Origin of the sequence: Pseudoalteromonas sp. 10-33 (assembly GCF_001469195.1) — a bacterium.
Lineage (GTDB): Bacteria > Pseudomonadota > Gammaproteobacteria > Enterobacterales > Alteromonadaceae > Pseudoalteromonas.
This window is the reverse complement of the sequence record NZ_LOFI01000002.1, coordinates 65,232-82,530: the sequence shown is the minus strand read 5'-3', so window position 1 is coordinate 82,530 and position 17,299 is coordinate 65,232. Positions and strand designations below refer to the sequence as shown.

The window sequence follows — 17,299 nt, the reverse complement described above, 5'->3', positions numbered from 1 at the left end:
AGATAGGTCAATTACGTAATATTATGACATCAATCAAACTTTGTGACTTTGTTGTCTATTTTTTGATTAGCTTAGTGTCTAATTTTGGTTATTTAGTGCACCATGCTTGTCATTTATAAACTTGATTATTAGTATCTGCTTTTATTCGAAGGACATGCTTTATGAAAGCAACCCAATTTTGTTTTGTGTTTTTGTTACTTTTACTGTTAACCGCCTGTGATTCTGGTGATCATAAAAACGCGACGGTCCTTAAAAACTCAAACTGCGAACCTAACTTAGAATGTAATTACCCGAATAATGTGAAAGTGTGGCTTAGTCATCAATCTCTTTCACCTGAAACACCTTTTACAATTTTCAGTAAACTGCCTGATGATATAAAAATAACACAAGCAAAGTTGAAGGGCATCACTATGTATATGGGGTTTATTCCGCAGCAGTTTGTAAAGCAAGGCGACTTATGGAAAAGCGAAACCATGGTTGGCATTTGCTCAGAAAATAATATGCTTTGGACCTTAGAGTTAACCGTTATAAATACAACGACTTCAAAAGAAGATACCCTCAACTATAACTTCTACGTTACCTACTGATAAACTCCTATTTTATTACGAATTAGCCAGCCAACCGATCACGTTTTATCCCAAAATTGTTGATTTGTACAAGCACACATACTCCATACAGTGTAGTCCACATTTAAAAATCATACCTAACAAAGCAAGAGTGTTTGTTATTGACTATGAGCAATAGGCTTTTCTCATGAGTTAGCAACTATCAGGTGGTTTTACCTTTTTAATAATGCCGTGTGATTAAGTTGTTAATACCTGAATTATTACTAATCAGCAGGAATAATTACATTTGATTACAAAGTAGCGGTGTTTGATTTCATCTGTACTTTAATTGTTTGTAATTTTTCTTAAGATATTAATTTTAAATTGTATTTTTATATTAACAATGAAACAAAGAGTAACCTTTGTACCTTTTTTGGGTTGGTCTTTTTTGCCTTTATTAAAAAGCGCTCAAGCGTTAAGTTTTCGTTCAGTTAAGTGCGCTTAAGTTGCCTGCCGACTCATTCTTCTTATAACAAATGAGCATTACCAATCTTGGTAAATTCCAACAAGTAGGATTCTTTCATGACTAAATCGACTCTTGGTCTAGCTGTAGTTGCAGCTATCCCAATGTTTTCAAGTGTACATGTACTAGCAGCAGACGAAGCTGCAAATTCAATCGAAAAAATTCAAGTTACGGGTTCACGCATCAACCGTACTGATATGGAAACAGCCAGCCCAATTACTGTTATTGGCGATGACTTTATTGCAAAAAGTGGTTTCACGTCTGTTGCCGATATTCTCTCAACTCAACCCTCTGCTGCGGGTATAAGCCTTGGTGCTTCAAGTAATAATGGTTCGGGTGGTTCTGCAACTGTTAATTTACGTGGCATGGGATCACAACGTACCCTAGTGTTACTAAATGGTCGTCGTATGGTTTCTTCTGGAACCGGTGCAGACTCTTCAGTTGATTTAAATACCATTCCTGTTGCAATGATCAAATCAATTGAAATCTTAAAAGATGGTGCATCAGCGGTGTATGGATCTGATGCAATCGCCGGTGTTGTTAACATTATTACCAAAAAAGATTTTGAAGGTACTGAGCTTAATGTTGAAGGAAGCCGCACAACGAAAGGTGATGGTAACAACTACGGTACTAGCTTATTACATGGCATGCAGATTGCCGATGGTAACTTAGTAGTGGGTGCCCAGTTTTCAAGCCGTGGCGAAGTGATTCAATCAGATCGTAGCTTTGTGCTTGCAGGACAGTCGTCGTTTATTCCACAAGGTACTTTAGGCGGTAAAACATACGAAGGTAATGGTGTATTTGCCGATAGAACAACGTCGTACGACTTCACTACATCGAGTTATGCGCAAACACCAAACGATTTGTACAGCCTTTTTACAAGCTTTGATAAAGAGCTAGACGCTGATACCACATTTAATGTTGATCTAATGTATACACGTCGTGATTCATCACAGCAATTGGCACCTCAACCAGCCAGTGTAGATTTGCTTACAGCAAACCTTGATAGCGAATACACTAATGCGTTTATCGCCGACGGGGAGCTTGCCGATTCGCTAGAGTACCGCAGAAGAATGGTTGATGTTGGTCCGCGTATATACGAGCAAACAACAGACACATACCGTGCATCTGTGGCTTTACAAGGCATTTTAGATAACGATGCAAGCTGGGATGTGAGTGCTACATACGGCAGAAACGACTCTAAAGATAAAGTACAAAACTCGATTAATGCAAGCCAAGTAGAGCAAAGCATTTACGCAAACCAAGCACTTTGGTTTAGTGGTGATGCACTTAGCCGTGACTTTTTAACTGCTAACGATTCTATTTACACCGAAAATAACGAAGGTGGTAATGAGCAATTTATCCTATCAGCAGGTTATAGCGCATTAACCGATAGCGATATTGGTTACGCTATAGGTATTGAGAACCGTTTTGAAAGTGGTTTTTACACACCTGATTTAATTACACAACTGGGCCAAAGTACAGCTGCTCAGCAAGATCCTACTGAAGGTGATTATTCGGTACAGTCGATTTACTTTGAAACATCGATGCCTGTATTAGAAGTGGTAACACTTGAAGGGGCTGCACGTTACGACAATTATTCTACGTTTGGTGGTGAGACAACGTGGAAGCTTGGCGCTACTTGGGATGTAACAGATTCATTTATGGTTCGTTCTGTACTTGCAACTGGCTTTAGAGCACCAAACGTTGCAGAACTATTTGGTGGTAACTCGGGCTCATACGATTACCTAGCCGATCCGTGGGGTAACGAGCAAGATGCGCAAATTTTAGTTAACTACACAAGTGATGCTGACTTACAAGCAGAAGAAAGCCGTTCGTTTACATTTGGCATGGTGTGGGAAGTGGTTGATGGTTTATCTACAACGCTTGATTACTGGAAGTTTGACATCACTAACGCCATTACGCGTTTAGATGTACAAAACGAAATGAACAACTGTTTTGCGGGCGACACGCAATCGTGTGATTCGGTAAATATTACCCCAGCAGGGGATTTATCAAACTTAAGCTCTGCATTAACCAATGTTGGCTCTCAAAAAACATCAGGTATTGACTGGAACATTGGTTACACGGCCGATAACTACCGCATCAACCTAGATACCACTTACTTGGTTGAATTTGAGCAAGATGATATTGATTACACAGGGACTATTGACGGTAACATTGGCGGCTACTCTAAAATCAAATCTAACTTGTCTGTAAATTACGATTTGTCTGATGCGTTGAGTGTGCTTTATAACGCACGCTTTATTCGTGGTATGAGTGGGGATTATTACGGTGAGTCGTTCAGCACTGACAATGTTATTTATCACGATATTTCAATGACGTACAACCTAAATGAATCACTGAAAGTGACAGGTGGTATGAATAATATTTTTGATAAAGAGCCTGAAGAAGTCCTTGGCGGTAATGACATGGGCACCGTACCAGAGATTTACGACGTTATTGGTTCACGAGTATTCGCAAGTATTAATTACAAGTTTTAACTGTAAGTAACTTGAACGCTATTTAACCATTCTATTTATAGCCGAATTCAAGTTAAGTATAAAACTTTTAAGGCTCCGTGTTTACGGGGCCTTTTTTATTGAACAAAGTAAACGAGGGAAGTAAACTAAAAACAACAAAAAAAGGAGAGTTGATTGCTAAAACAAGACGAAAATTTATCTTTTGTCATTGAGCCCGAGTTAAATGCGCGTTCAGAGCAGCGTATTGATCTGTATTTTTCTATTCCTAATGAAATGGGAATAAATCCAAAAACGTTAAGTGAAGAATCTTACTTCAATAACCAGTTTAAATCTCACTTAGCTTACAACGCCAATAATATTCATTTGCCACTAGTACGAAGCCGTTTTGTGAGTAAAAACAAAGGTGAACAGCAGGATTACAGGCAAAATCTAAATTTATTTTGTTACCAAGTGCGTTTAGCGCTCGATGCTGATATTAAGGATGCACTTAAATTAAATGAGGCAGAAGAGTTTTATAATCGCGCAAATGAATTATTTGAGCAAAGCGAAGGGTTATTAAAAAAGCTACGCCGTTATACCCCCGATGACGAAAAATTACTGCCATTTTATACAAATGCAGATAACTACCTTAGCTGGCACGTAGAACAATCATTTTTAAAATTGTTAGATGAAGGGCCACGTAGTAGTGATTTTGCTAAAGAGCGGAACGACCTTTTGCAGTTTTGTAAAAGCGAAAACGTTTACCGAGCAGATAAAAATTACAACTCTGAAACCACACTACAAGATGCTAACCGAATCACAAACAAAATGCGTTTGCTACAACGTTTAATTGAGCATGGAGTAATACTGCAGCGTAATACTCGCTTTTTAAATAGCTACTTAAAGCGATTAGTAAAAGGCACGGTGACTGCAGTTATAATGGCGTTTGTTATGTTAGTTATACTTAATGCACGTTCAAGTTTTACTGAGGTCACAGCTACGCTTATTTTAATACTGGGTGTTATTTATGGCCTGCGTGAAATATTTAAAGAAGACATAACCCGCGTAATTTGGCGCGCTATTGTACAAGGGCGGCCAAAATGGCGCTTTACATTTAAAAACAGTATCACCAAAGATAAAATAGCAAGTCAGTTTATTTGGCTTGAGTACACGCGGTTTAAAAAAATCCCCAAAGAAGTACAAACTATTTTTTCAAAACGTCGTCAGCAAAATAAACAGGCTGCGCAATGGCTGCATTTTGCAAGTGAAACCCGCGTGTCGGCAAAAGAGTTTTTGCCAGGGTACGATACGTTACAGCAAACATTGCAATTTAACTTAGCGCCATTTGCCCGCTATTTAAAGCGTGGTGAAGGGAAGCTCTATCATTTAGACAGTAACAAAATATCAAAACAAGCCGTAGAACGACGTTATCAATTAAATATGGTACTGGTACATACAGAGGGCGATAAAACACTTTATCAGCGTTATAAAATTACGTTAAATCGCAGTAAAATTGTCAATATTGAGCTTATTTACTCTAAAAAATAGGTTTTATAGCCATATAATTAAAAAAGGGGGATAGATACAATCTATCCCCCTTTTTTAATTATTTAAGCGTTACTTAGTTAGCTAAACCATGTTTGCTATATAAAGTTACTTTGTCTGAAACAAGTGTAATTTCTATATTTTTAGACTCGTCGCCCCAAACACAGTTAGTGTGAAGCGTTTTTTCTACACAATTATCTGCACTACCTAGTACGGCTTCAACTTCAGCTTTATCCATACCAATTTTAATCTTTTCGTAGTTTTCTACTGTTACTTTAGAGCATGCTGCGAGGCTTAGTGTAGCTGCAATAATTAGGAGTTTTTTCATTGTTGTATCCTACTTAGTATTAATGTTTAAATTTTCTAATTTGGACAATCATGCCCATACGAGGGTGATCAAAGTAATGAATTTCACCACTTATTACACGTTTAAACTGAGCAAAACGTGACGACTCTACATCACCACTTTGAAGTTTTTGGCTAATATCAAAATCTGCAGTGATAAATAAATAATGGCGTAAATGAATTTTAAATAACCCATCTAATTCCCATTTACTTGTTGATTCATCGGGCTCATTAAATAGGCTAGGTTGTGGGTCCAATAAGCTGACAAAGTCTGGGTTTGAATAGCGTGGCACATCAAAAACGCGTGTTTTAATCTGCTCACCGGCAAATAAGTGCATGCTTGGCGCACGTGATTTACTTTTTGCTTCAAAACGCCAACCAGTATGTAAAATAGGGGTTAAGCCTTTACGGTCTAGTTGCTCATACTGCGTTTTAAATTGTAATTGCTCAGGGGCAAGTAAGTAGGTCTGCTCCATGGTATCGAGTGCGGGTGCCATAGGCGTTACGGGCAGTTTATCGTAGCTTTGTACATAGTCGGTGCTTGCGTCGCAAACCCCCGAGCGAGGGTTATCGTTTACTAGCGAATCGGTAAATGAACGCGTCTGAAACCGTGTGTCGCCATCAATACAGGCTTGCATGGCTTGTTCGGTATAAAGTGGTGTTAATAAATCAAGCGTGTTTTTATCTTCAATAGCCTCGTGTTTTAAACTAAAGTCTTCTTGTAAGTAGGGGGCAGGGCGCTGTTTAAATATCAGCACCTCAGCTTCAAACCAACGCTCTGCAAATGCAGTGCTGCTAAATAAGCAACATAAAACTACCAGCGATTTTTTTAGCAACATTAATGGCTAACCTTTTTTTCGAAATCTGCAATCATAGCAGTGACCATTTTTAAGCGTTCGCGGGCATTTGCCTCACTAATCGCAAAGCGCAATTTATTTGCGCCTTCCATTTTATAAATATGCGGTGCACTTTGTATCAGCCCAATAATGAAGCTAGGATTAACCTTAGTATTTTGACTAAATTCAAAGTAACCACCTTTAGGGTTTGCTTCTATTTTTGTTATCCCTAAATTACTTGCCTGCATTTTAAGTTGTTGCAAACTAAATAAGTTTTTAGCTGCATCAGGAAGTAAACCAAAGCGGTCTATTAATTCTACCTGTAACTCATCAATGTCGCCTAGGTTAGCACAACTTGCAACACGCTTGTACATACCCAATCGTGCATTTACGTCATGAATATAATCATCAGGTAGTAATGCAGGCAGTTTTAAGTCAACTTCGGTTTGTTTTTGTAATAGGTTTTCAAGGGTGGGTTCTTTACCCTCACGTAATGCATTAACTGCTTGTTCAAGCATTTCCATATATAAGTTAAAGCCAATAGTTTGCATTTGCCCAGATTGATCGTCGCCCAATAATTCACCTGCACCACGAATTTCTAAATCGTGTGTAGCAAGTGCAAAACCTGCACCTAAGTCCTCTAACGACTCTATGGCTTGTAAACGTTTGCTGGCATCTTTTGACAACGCTTTAGGGTCGCCTGTGAGTAAGTAGGCATATGCCTGATGATGGCTTCGACCAACACGACCACGCAATTGATGTAATTGTGCTAAACCTAGCTTGTCGGCTCTATCCATAATAATGGTATTTGCCGTAGGCACGTCAATACCGGTTTCTATAATGGTTGTACACACAATTACATTGTATTTTTGGTGATAAAATTGGGTCATTATTTGCTCAAGCTCTTGCTCGCGCATTTGCCCGTGAGCGGTAATCACATTCGCTTCAGGTACCCATTCACTTAGCTCTTGCGCCACGCGCTCTATTGTTTCAACGTTATTATGCAAAAAGTACACTTGGCCGCCACGTTTGATTTCACGCAGAATGGCTTCGCGAATAAGTTCTACATCACGTTGGCGAACAAAGGTTTTAACCGCCAAGCGTTTAGCCGGTGGAGTCGCAATAATAGAAAGGTCGCGCATACCACTCATGGCCATATTAAGCGTTCGAGGGATAGGTGTTGCAGTAAGCGTTAAAATATCGACATCTGCACGTAGTGCTTTAATTTTTTCTTTTTGGCGCACACCAAAGCGATGCTCTTCATCTACGATGAGAAGTCCTAAATCGTTAAATTTAATGTCTTGTTGAATAAGTTTATGTGTGCCAATAACAATATCTAATTTGCCATTAGCCATATTTTCTAGGGTGTCTTTTTGCTCTTTTGTTGAATTAAAACGAGAAAGCACACCCACTTCAATAGGAAAGTCAGCAAAACGGTCTTTAAAGTTTTCATAGTGTTGCTGCGCAAGCAGGGTAGTGGGCACTAAAATGGCAACTTGTTTACCATCGTTAACAGCAACAAAAGCTGCACGCATAGCAACCTCGGTTTTACCAAAGCCTACATCACCACACACTAAACGATCCATCGCTTGTTTTGATTGCATGTCGCCTAATACAGCTTCAATTGCATTACGCTGGTCGTCGGTTTCTTCAAACGGAAAACTTTCACTAAACTGGCGATAGGCTTGGCCGTCTAGGGTAAATTTATTACCTGGTTTAGCTTGACGCTGTGCGTATATATCAAGTAACTCAGCGGCTACATCACGTACTTTTTCAGCAGCACGTTTTTTTGCTTTTTCCCAGGCGTCTGAGCCGAGCTTATGCAGTGGTGCACTGCTTTCTTCGCCGCCTGAGTAACGACTGAGCATATGCAGAGCCGACACCGGCACATACAATTTAGACTCACCGGCGTATATTATGGTAACAAATTCCGTAATTACACCTGCCGCATCAATAGTTTGTAAACCTTGATAGCGGCCAACACCGTGATCAAGATGCACAACGGGCTGACCTTCTTTTAGTTCAGCTAAGTTACGGAACAGTGCATCTTGGCTTGCTTCGTATTTGTGTTTACGACGTCTGCGCTGCGATACTTTAATGCCTAGAAGCTCTTGTTCGGTAATAATCGATAAAGTAGGTTTAGAGCCAAGTACAACACTTTGTTCAAGCGGGCTTACAATTAAGCCTACATCACTATCGCTTTGGGTAAATTGTTCAAAGGTATCAAACTCTTTAAATTTTAAACCGCTGGGTTTTAATATGTTGAGTAACGATTCACGACGGCCATCCGATTCAACGCTCAGTAATATGCGGCTTTTTTTCTTCTTTTGCGCTGCGACGTAGTTTATGAATGCAGCATACGGTTCGTGCTGTTTATGATCTATTCTTATTGCAGGTAGTTCACTAACCGACAAATTTTTATTACCCGCTTTCGTGATTAGCTTGGCAAGCGATAAACGAATACGCGCAAATTGCCCTAAGTTAGAAAACAGCTCGTCAATTGGCTGATATAACGCATTGGGTTCAAGTAGTGGGCGCAGTGGGTCGACTTTACGGTTTTCATAGCGAACATTAACATCGTGCCAAAAATTGTCGGCGGCGTGTTCTAAATCGCCTAACTGCATAACGGTTGTGTTATCAGGCAGGTAGTCAAAAATCGTGGCTAGGCTTTCAAAAAATAACGGCATGTAGTATTCAATACCAGCAGGCCAATTTCCTTTACTAACTTGCATGTAAACAGAGTCTTGCTCTGAACTTGCACCAAACTTTTCACGGTAACCAATTCTGAAACGCTCAATATCTGCCTCATTAGTTGGAAATTCGTGTGCGGGCAGTAATTCAATTTTCTCTACTTTTTCGTCAGAGCGCTGCGTTTCCACATCAAATAAGCGAATCGTATCAAGTTCGTCATCAAAAAAGTCGAGCCTAAATGGATGCGGGCTACCCATAGGGTATAAATCGACGATTGAGCCTCGAATGGCGTACTCACCATGTTCCATCACTTGTTGTACGTTTAGGTAACCTGCTTGCTCTAGATTTTGCCTAAAATTATGAGTGTCGAGTTTATCGCCTACTTTAAAGTTTATTGTTGAACCATAAATAAACGAGGCAGGCGCAGTGCGCAGCATCAGCGTAGACACAGGCACGATTAATACGCTTTGTTGTTCTTTTTTTAGGGTATTTAATGTGGCTAAGCGCGCAGAAATAATATCTTGATGAGGAGAAAAATGATCGTAAGGCAAGGTTTCCCAATCAGGAAATACCATCACCGGGTTATCAGGTAGTAAATAGTCTAGCTCTGTTTCAAGGCGCAGCGCGCTGGGAGTGTCGGGTGTAACAATTAATACTAAGTTTTCTTGTTGTTTAACACCTTCGGCAATGGCAATACTTAAACCACTTCCGCTTAGCTGCCCCCACTGAATTTTATCTTTTTGAGATTTTACCCAAGGCAAGGCTGCCCATTGCTCAAACGCCATTTATTACTCCATTTGATTGGCTCTTATAAGCTAAGAGCCATTCTTTTAGTTAGTCGCGGTATATTTTTGTAAGGTCGCTGTAGTGATCAATTCGGCGATCACGCAAAAACGGCCAGATACGTCTTACGTTTTCTGAGCGTTTTTGATCAACTTCTACCACTAATATTTGTTCATCGATGTTGTTAGCTTGCGCTAAAAACTCACCCTGAGGCCCGGCAATAAACGAGTTACCCCAAAATTGAATGCCGCTGCTATGTCCGCTTGGGTCCCTCTCGTGGCCAACACGATTACAGCTAATCACCGGTACTCCATTTGCGACCGCATGAGCACGTTGACTAATAACCCAGGCATCTTTTTGACGTGTTTGTTCATCTTGGTCGTCATTCGGATCCCAGCCAATAGCGGTTGGGTAAATTAATAGCTCGGCACCGGCCATTGCCATCAAACGCGCCGCTTCTGGAAACCACTGATCCCAACACACCAACACACCTAATTTACCTACCGATGTTTGAATAGGCTCAAAGCCTAAATCGCCAGGGGTAAAGTAAAATTTCTCGTAAAAACCAGGATCATCAGGTATGTGCATTTTGCGATATTTACCTGCAATGCTGCCGTCTTTCTCAAGCACCACAGCGGTATTGTGGTACAAGCCTGTAGCGCGCTTCTCAAACAACGACGCCACAATAACAATATTGAGCTCTTTAGCGAGTTCACCTAAGGTGTTGCTGCTTGGCCCAGGTATGGTTTCTGCGAGGTCAAATACATCAACGTCTTCGGTTTGGCAAAAATAAAGACTGCGATGAAGCTCTTGCAAAACAACAAGCTGAGCCCCGCTTTTTGCAGCTTCCCGAATGGCTTTGATTGATTTAGCCATATTTTCATCATCGTTATCGCTGTTGCTTTGTTGCACTAAAGCAACGGTTAATTTTGCAGGGCTTGTCATTGTGCTGCTCCAGCTAAAAATCCACGTGGTAATTGCATTGTAATACAGTGTAGGCTGCCAAATTGCTCAATAATGGGTTGGCAATTTACGCCAATAATAGTGTGCTGCGGGTATGCCTTTTGAACCTGTGCTAAAGCACGGTCGTCGTTTACATCGTTGTATATAGGCACAAGCACAGCATTATTAATAATTAAGTAGTTAGCATAGGTTGCAGGTAAGCGCGATTTTTCATCGTCATACACGGCTTTTGGCCATGGTAACTCAACCAAATTATATGGGTTGTTATTAGCCGTTTTAAAGCCTTTTAATTGTTTTTCCATCGCATTAAGTGCGCTGAAATGCTCTTCATTTTCATCATCACATTGTACGTAGACTAGCGTATTGTTTGGTGCAAATCGGACTAGCGTGTCTATGTGGCTGTCGGTATCGTCACCGGCTAAATAACCATGATCAACCCATAAAAAATCGGTGGCCCCTAAATGCGTTTTTAATAAGGTTTCTATGTCTTGGCTCGATAAGTCAGGGTTACGGTTTTTGTTAAGTAAACATTCGCTGGTTGTTAGTAATACGCCGTGCTCGTTTATTTCAATACCACCACCTTCAAGCACCATATCTAGTGCTTGATAATCATTGCTAGCGTGGCTTAACTGCTCAACTACTGCCTTATTGATTTGATTATCAAGTGCGCTTTCAAATTTATTGCCCCAGCCGTTAAACGTAAAATCATAGATTTTTAGTTTAGTCTCATCGCTTATATTTGCACACGTTAATGGGCCGTGATCGCGTGCCCAGGTATCATTAGTAGGTGTTACAACAAAATAAACACGTTCGAGTTTAATACTGGCATGAGTGAGTAGTGCAGTAATATGTGCTTTTAAGGCTTCGTTGTGAGCAACAACAACTAACGATTGGTAGTGTGTTATATGTTTTGCAAGCTCGACATAGACAGGCTCAACACGGGCTAAATTATCAGCCCAATCGGTATGTTTATGCGGCCAAGTCAGCATAACAGCGTCTTGCTCGGCCCATTCAGGTAAAAGTCTAAAGTTCATGGAATTTTTATACAAATAGAGATACTGCTAGTTTAGCAGTTGTGTTACTTCCAAGTCACTTGAAAAATCGGTTTGCTTTAGCAAGTTAAATTTACTGCAAATACAATTATTCAGTGGTTGAATCGTCTGATGTTTGTTCTAGTTCTTGGCGCTTTTTTAGTTGGCGCGTTTGCGCGTGCAAACTTGCTCTGACTACTAATTCTTGATCAGTGTTTCTGATAGCGGTGAACAGCACGGTGTATTGGTAATGATCGTTGTCTTGCTTTTCTATAGCAACAACCTCGGTGTAACAATACACAGCCGATGCTTCATGATGCAAAAAAAGTTTTGTCCTAAACGATTGCCCAATTGAATATACATCAGACGATGTAAATCTAATACCGCCGCCGCCATAACTATCGCAGTGTATTGCATTTTCCTGCGCTTGCTCAGAGGCTAAAATGTGGCTCATAATTAAATCTATTTTTCGCGATTGCGCTTGTAAAAACGCGGCAAGCTCTTGCGCTACATCGCCTAAGTTTCGAAGCGGGCGTAATGAGCTTTGTTCAAGTTCACTCACTTCATTAGCTAATCTAAAAAGAGGCGGAATATCATCATCAAGTGCTAGCTGAGATTTAGGTACTTGCTCATTGGGTACAGCAAACAAATTAACCCTAATGCTCTCGTTTATTTGAAAATACTCTTCAAATTCGCTTAATCTTTGACTATTCATAATTATCTCCACGACGTGATATTTAAATAGTAGCGTTGTGAGGGGTAAATTACTAGCAGTTAAAAGGGCTAAATACTTTGTTTATACGCGGTTTTTAGTGATAAAAAAGCGGTCAAACTCTTCCTGAGATTGGCCGCTTGGGTATTGATTTTGTAAGTAGCGCTCGTTATTTAAGTAGAGCGGCTAATTCATGTAAATCTTTCACAACGTGATCAGGTTTTTTCGCAAGCGGATACAACGCTTTACCTCGGCGTGCAATAAAGGTTGTTTGTAAGCCCGCTTGTTTAGCACCAGCAACATCCCAGCCATGCGCAGCAATCATCATAGCCTCGTTGGGTGCTACGTTTAACTTTTTAAGTACCCAGTCGTAGGCACGTAAATCAGGTTTATATATTTTAATATCTTCAATGCTGTAACGTGCGTCAAAATATGACAACAAACCTGCATTTTCAAATTGAGTTTTAACTCCTTTATTTGACGAATTAGTTAAGCTTACTAACTTATAGCCCTGCGCTTTGAGTTTTGCCAGTCCATCTTTCACATCGCTGTGCGGCGGTAGTGATAACAGCGGCGTAACAATGGCTGTTTTAGCTTGCTCGTTGGTAATATTAATATTGTTATTTTTTGCCACCATAGCTAGTGACGCTACGCCAATTTGGCCAAAGTCATGGTAATCACCGGTTACTGTGTCTACCAGCGAGTTGTGTAACATGGTTGAAAACCACAAAGGCAGTAAATCTTCTCTGCCACCTAATGCTTTTCCTATTGAGGTGCGCATACTGGTTAGGTCGAGCAAGGTTTCGTTTACATCAAAAATAAGTACTTTTGGTTTGTCCTTACTTTCTTCTGCATTTACTGAGCTTACTAATAAGCTAGCAGCTAAAGTAAGGGGTAGTGTGAGTAATTTTAATGATTTTAGTAAAGGCATTATTTATTTTCTCCATCTAATACCGCCATCACATCGCTCGGCTCTGCACGCAATGTGTAATCTTCGTTTAAGAACGCGTATGTAATGACGCCATTTTGGTTAATTACATAGGTTGCAGGAAGGGGAAGCTGGTAAGTTTTGCCGCCGTAGGTTTGTTCAAAATCAATCCCAAAGCCGGTATATAACTCTTGAATACGTTTATCGAGTGTGAACAACAAGCCAAATTGCTGCGCCACCTTATTTGCAATATCCGAAAGTACGTCAAACTCGAGCTTATTTTTTTGTGAGGTTGTTAAAGTGTGATCTGGCAGCTGGGGAGATATGGCGATTAACTGAGCACTTTTGGTTTTAAACTGTGGTAAATAATCATTCAATGCTTTTAATTCTAAATTACAATAAGGGCACCAGGCACCACGGTAAAAACTTATCACTACTGGGCCTTTTTTTAATAAATCTACCAGTTCTACATTTTTGCCTAGATGGTTTGCCAAGGTAAAATTTTCTACCTTATCGCCTACCTGTAGGGCATTGTTTTTTATGTGCTGAGCAATTAATTCTTCGTTCGTTGTATTCATTAATGCTAAAACGTCTGCGGGTAAATTAGCTTCTTTTTGAACATTAAATGCATCTATTTGTGCTTTTAAACTCATGGCTTAGCCTCATCAATTATTAAATTGCATGAAAGTATATGGTTTTAAATATTTAAATAAACATTGCAAAACTGAAAGCTTCATTCGAAAATATTAAACATTGAAAAGACACTGTAGTTTTTTATGTACAGTTTAAGTGACCTAGAAACGTTTATTGCCGTTGTAGAAAATAAAGGGGTATTGGCAGCTGCTCGTGAACAGCGTTTATCACCTGCAACAGTGAGTCACCGCTTAAGTAAATTAGAGCGCGAGCTCGCTACTGTGCTTGTGTTTAGAGACAGCAGACGCGTTCGCTTATCACCTGCGGGAGAAATATTCTATACCCGTATAGGTGCCATAATTGAAGCATTACGCGATGCAGAGCACAGTATTGGCGCACGGAGTTCATCAGTAAGTGGGTTATTAAGAGTCACCATGCCACCTTGGGTTTTCTCTAAATACGTAATGCCTAGGCTTAATGAATTTGAGCATGCTTTTCCAGATCTAAAACTAGACTTTTTAATAACCGATCAGTTTGTAAACGTAGTTGATGATGCGCAAGATGTCGCTATTCGTGTAGGGCAATTAAATGATTCAGGATTGCTTTCGCGTAAAATAGTCAATAACAGTCGTGTATTATGTGCTGCGCCTAGTTATATAAAAAAGCATTCAATGCCAACAACCATTACTGAGTTGGAAAAACATTTTTGGGTCTGCCTGCCATGGCAACGCCAGTTAAAGCTTTATGATGACCAACAAAAAGTTCACACATTTAATGCACAAACACGTTTTACTATTTCAAATTCCGACAATATGACCCAAGCTGCCATTGCGGGTCATGGCATTGCTATAAAGTCGAGGCTTGCAATAAACGATGAACTAAAAAATGGCACATTAGTAGAGGTGATGCCAAACATATTGGCACAAAGCGATGCCCCTGTCTGGTTTTTACGGCCACAAAATAGTTTAACAACTCGAAAAACAGAGGTGTTTTTTGATTTTATGAAATCGTTATTCGCATGCACCGACTAATCGTTGGTAAACGCGTTTAATTAAAACCATAAACACAAAGCCTGTAAACTCTGCAATAAACGCAATGATTATTGCAAAGATAATTGCGGCGGTAATTGAGTCTGTTTTTAAAATTATTTGCCCTTCAAAGCGTTGCCATACTTGCTGTTTTATAGTGTGTAGCTCGCTGGTAAGTGTAAACAGGTAAGGCGAGTTTGAAAACTCATCAACAGCCCTTGCCAAAGTTTGCTGACGTTGGCTGAGAGTTTGAATATGACTAGCACCTTTACCAACAATTTCATCGCCTAAATTTTCATAGTGTTTTATTAATTTGGTTAGGTCGTTGTTAAAGTATTTTTTGGCGTCTTTTTGAAAAGGCGCAATCGCATTATTTGCCTCAATTAATTGAGCGTTTAATGCTTGGCCAAAATCACTAACAAATGCAGGTATTTGCACGCCTAAAAGCAACCCGCAAGCAAAAAAACTCAGTCGGATGTAGTCTAAAATTTTACCCATTAATACCCCTAATAAAAAAATATGACATTTATACAACTAAAAATTTACATTTAACTAGTTTTTTATATTCAAAACTCGTAATCTTACGGTAACAATAATAACAACAGGTGTTTACTAAGCATGACCAAAAAGAATAAATTTGCGTCAACATTTGTTGATATTTCTAGCCAACTTAAACGCTTTGTTTCACGAATAGTACAGCCCGACGATGTAGACGACATTGTGCAAGAAACATTTATAAAAAGCTACGAGGCTGATTTAAAACAAGATATTCAATATACCCGTAGTTACATGTTAAAAACCGCTAAACATTTAGCATTAAACCATGTGGCTAAGTGGGACAACAAATTTAATGATTCGCTAGACGACGACAGCGAATTACCTGTGTTGCTAAAGTCAATGCAGCTTGAAGACGAATACACGTCCAAAGAGCGTTTTTTACTTTTTTGTAGAGCAACAGAGCAATTAAGTCCATCAACCCGTAAATGTTTTATACTAAAAAAAGTATATGGCATGAGCCAAAAAGAGATCGCAAGCGAGATGCAGCTTAGTCAGAGTACTGTTGAAAAACACATTGCTAAAGGGTTATTAAAAACCATGCTTTACATGCGCGAACACGATCAAAGCCAAGTGGCAAAAACTAATCACGACAATTCTCTCTATCCGTTAACCGTAAAGAGGGTTGCAAAATGAGCAATGTTCATCAATTTACTTCAAAAGATTTAATTTTAGAAACGGCATGTGACTGGATCAGTGCCATTGACCGTGGTTTATCAAAAGATGAAAAAGAACAGTTTACACTGTGGATGATGCAAAGCAACGCTCACCAAGATGCACTTTACGAGCTAGCCCACCTATGGGATGAAATATCTGTTTTAAACGAACTCAGTCATTTATTCCCTCATCGTAATAGTAAGCAACCTAAAAAAAGATGGCTGGCTTCAACGTCTATTGCAGCCAGTTTATTTGCAGCACTTATGGTGTGTAGTTATCTATTAATTAATTTAGAAAACGGTTACAGCCAACAGTTAGCAAAAGTTAATTACACTAAAATTTATAAAACCAAAGTTGGCGAGCAAGCAACTTACGCATTACCCGACGGCACCATTGTGCAATTAAATACGAATAGTTTATTAGAAGTCGCTTATAGCAAAGGCCGCAGACAACTATTGCTCAATAGGGGGGAAGGTCGATTTAACGTTGCTAAAGATGCATCTCGCCCATTTAGTGTAATGGCTGGCAATAAAAGTTTTACAGCATTGGGTACTGTATTTAATGTTCAGCGCAATACTTCTTCCGACTTAGAGCTGGTGGTAACCGAAGGAAAAGTAATGATCACCGATCCGAGTGTAGCAGTGGATGCCAGCGACTTTAAAGCCTATCAGTTAGCTGATAAAAATGCAGAAAAAATACGCCAAATTAATGCCAATATAGTTACCTCTGGCGAAAAGGCTGTTATAGAAAAAAGCATCACTAAGCCAATTACACAGCTTTCTATTGATGATGTTGAACGTGATTTAGCATGGCAAAATGGCATGCTTGTTTTTAATGGTGAACCGCTTAGCGACGCTTTAAATGAAGTGAGCCGTTATACCTCTACACGATTTAAATTATCGACAGAAGAACTTGCGTCTATAAAAGTAGCCGGTGTGTTTAAAGCAGGTGATGTAACTGGTCTGTTAGAAAGTTTATACACAAACTTTTCTATTAGCCATGAACGCCAAGGTAAACACACAGTTACGCTTACGCTTACGCAAAATACAAAATCATAAGAAG

The 17,299-nt window shown here is 39.6% G+C and carries 15 protein-coding genes; 6 read left to right on the top strand and 9 right to left on the bottom strand.

What is annotated here, in order from left to right; translation table 11 throughout:
• The first annotated feature begins 161 nt into the window (after positions 1-161).
• From ATS76_RS03760 to ATS76_RS03750, 3 genes are all read left to right on the top strand, one after another.
• Positions 162-587: a hypothetical protein gene (locus ATS76_RS03760; protein ID WP_058551120.1), complete on the top strand. Its 426-nt coding sequence runs from the start codon at positions 162-164 to the stop codon at positions 585-587.
• A gap of 540 nt (positions 588-1,127) precedes the next feature.
• Positions 1,128-3,572: a TonB-dependent receptor gene (locus ATS76_RS03755; protein ID WP_058551119.1), complete on the top strand. Its 2,445-nt coding sequence runs from the start codon at positions 1,128-1,130 to the stop codon at positions 3,570-3,572.
• Between the two features lie 153 nt (positions 3,573-3,725).
• Positions 3,726-5,078, top strand: coding sequence for a hypothetical protein (locus ATS76_RS03750; protein WP_058406030.1), 1,353 nt, complete (start codon positions 3,726-3,728; stop codon positions 5,076-5,078).
• A gap of 73 nt (positions 5,079-5,151) precedes the next feature.
• Here ATS76_RS03750 and ATS76_RS03745 read toward each other — a convergent pair whose 3' ends face one another.
• The 8 genes from ATS76_RS03745 to ATS76_RS03710 form a co-directional block, all read right to left on the bottom strand.
• On the bottom strand, positions 5,152-5,403 hold the full coding sequence (locus ATS76_RS03745) for a hypothetical protein (protein WP_058406031.1): 252 nt from the start codon (positions 5,401-5,403) through the stop codon (positions 5,152-5,154).
• A gap of 19 nt (positions 5,404-5,422) precedes the next feature.
• Positions 5,423-6,259, bottom strand: coding sequence for a peptidoglycan binding protein CsiV (locus tag ATS76_RS03740; RefSeq protein WP_058551118.1), 837 nt, complete (start codon positions 6,257-6,259; stop codon positions 5,423-5,425).
• The gene (mfd, locus tag ATS76_RS03735) at positions 6,259-9,732 is read right to left on the bottom strand and encodes a transcription-repair coupling factor (protein WP_058551117.1); all 3,474 of its coding nucleotides are present in this window, start codon (positions 9,730-9,732) and stop codon (positions 6,259-6,261) included. Before mfd ends, ATS76_RS03740 begins: the two co-directional genes overlap by 1 nt.
• A 49-nt stretch (positions 9,733-9,781) precedes the next feature.
• Complete coding sequence (locus ATS76_RS03730; RefSeq protein ID WP_058551116.1) at positions 9,782-10,675, bottom strand: carbon-nitrogen hydrolase; 894 nt, start codon at positions 10,673-10,675, stop codon at positions 9,782-9,784.
• Positions 10,672-11,727: an agmatine deiminase family protein gene (locus tag ATS76_RS03725; protein WP_058551115.1), complete on the bottom strand. Its 1,056-nt coding sequence runs from the start codon at positions 11,725-11,727 to the stop codon at positions 10,672-10,674. Before ATS76_RS03725 ends, ATS76_RS03730 begins: the two co-directional genes overlap by 4 nt.
• A gap of 106 nt (positions 11,728-11,833) precedes the next feature.
• The gene (locus ATS76_RS03720; RefSeq protein WP_058551114.1) at positions 11,834-12,439 is read right to left on the bottom strand and encodes a PilZ domain-containing protein; all 606 of its coding nucleotides are present in this window, start codon (positions 12,437-12,439) and stop codon (positions 11,834-11,836) included.
• Positions 12,440-12,605: 166 nt separating this feature from the next.
• Positions 12,606-13,367 carry a haloacid dehalogenase type II gene (locus ATS76_RS03715; protein WP_058551113.1) on the bottom strand — a complete coding sequence of 254 codons (762 nt, stop codon included), beginning with the start codon at positions 13,365-13,367 and terminating at the stop codon, positions 12,606-12,608.
• Positions 13,367-14,017, bottom strand: a complete 651-nt coding sequence (locus tag ATS76_RS03710) for a peroxiredoxin-like family protein (RefSeq protein WP_058551112.1) — start codon at positions 14,015-14,017, stop codon at positions 13,367-13,369. Before ATS76_RS03710 ends, ATS76_RS03715 begins: the two co-directional genes overlap by 1 nt.
• A 123-nt stretch (positions 14,018-14,140) precedes the next feature.
• Here ATS76_RS03710 and ATS76_RS03705 point away from each other — a divergent pair, with 123 nt between their 5' ends.
• Entirely contained in the window at positions 14,141-15,028 is an 888-nt protein-coding gene (locus tag ATS76_RS03705; RefSeq protein WP_058551111.1) for a LysR family transcriptional regulator, read from the top strand.
• Here ATS76_RS03705 and ATS76_RS03700 read toward each other — a convergent pair.
• Positions 15,008-15,523, bottom strand: a complete 516-nt coding sequence (locus tag ATS76_RS03700; protein WP_058551110.1) for a DUF2937 family protein — start codon at positions 15,521-15,523, stop codon at positions 15,008-15,010. The two genes, ATS76_RS03705 and ATS76_RS03700, sit on opposite strands and share 21 nt — an antisense overlap.
• Positions 15,524-15,643: 120 nt before the next feature.
• Here ATS76_RS03700 and ATS76_RS03695 point away from each other — a divergent pair, with 120 nt between their 5' ends.
• Positions 15,644-16,216 (top strand): RNA polymerase sigma factor, encoded by a 573-nt coding sequence (locus tag ATS76_RS03695; RefSeq protein ID WP_058551109.1) that lies wholly within the window; start codon positions 15,644-15,646, stop codon positions 16,214-16,216.
• A complete protein-coding gene (locus tag ATS76_RS03690; RefSeq protein ID WP_058551108.1) occupies positions 16,213-17,295 on the top strand; it encodes a FecR family protein in 1,083 nt (360 codons plus the stop codon). Before ATS76_RS03695 ends, ATS76_RS03690 begins: the two co-directional genes overlap by 4 nt.
• Positions 17,296-17,299: the final 4 nt, after the last annotated feature.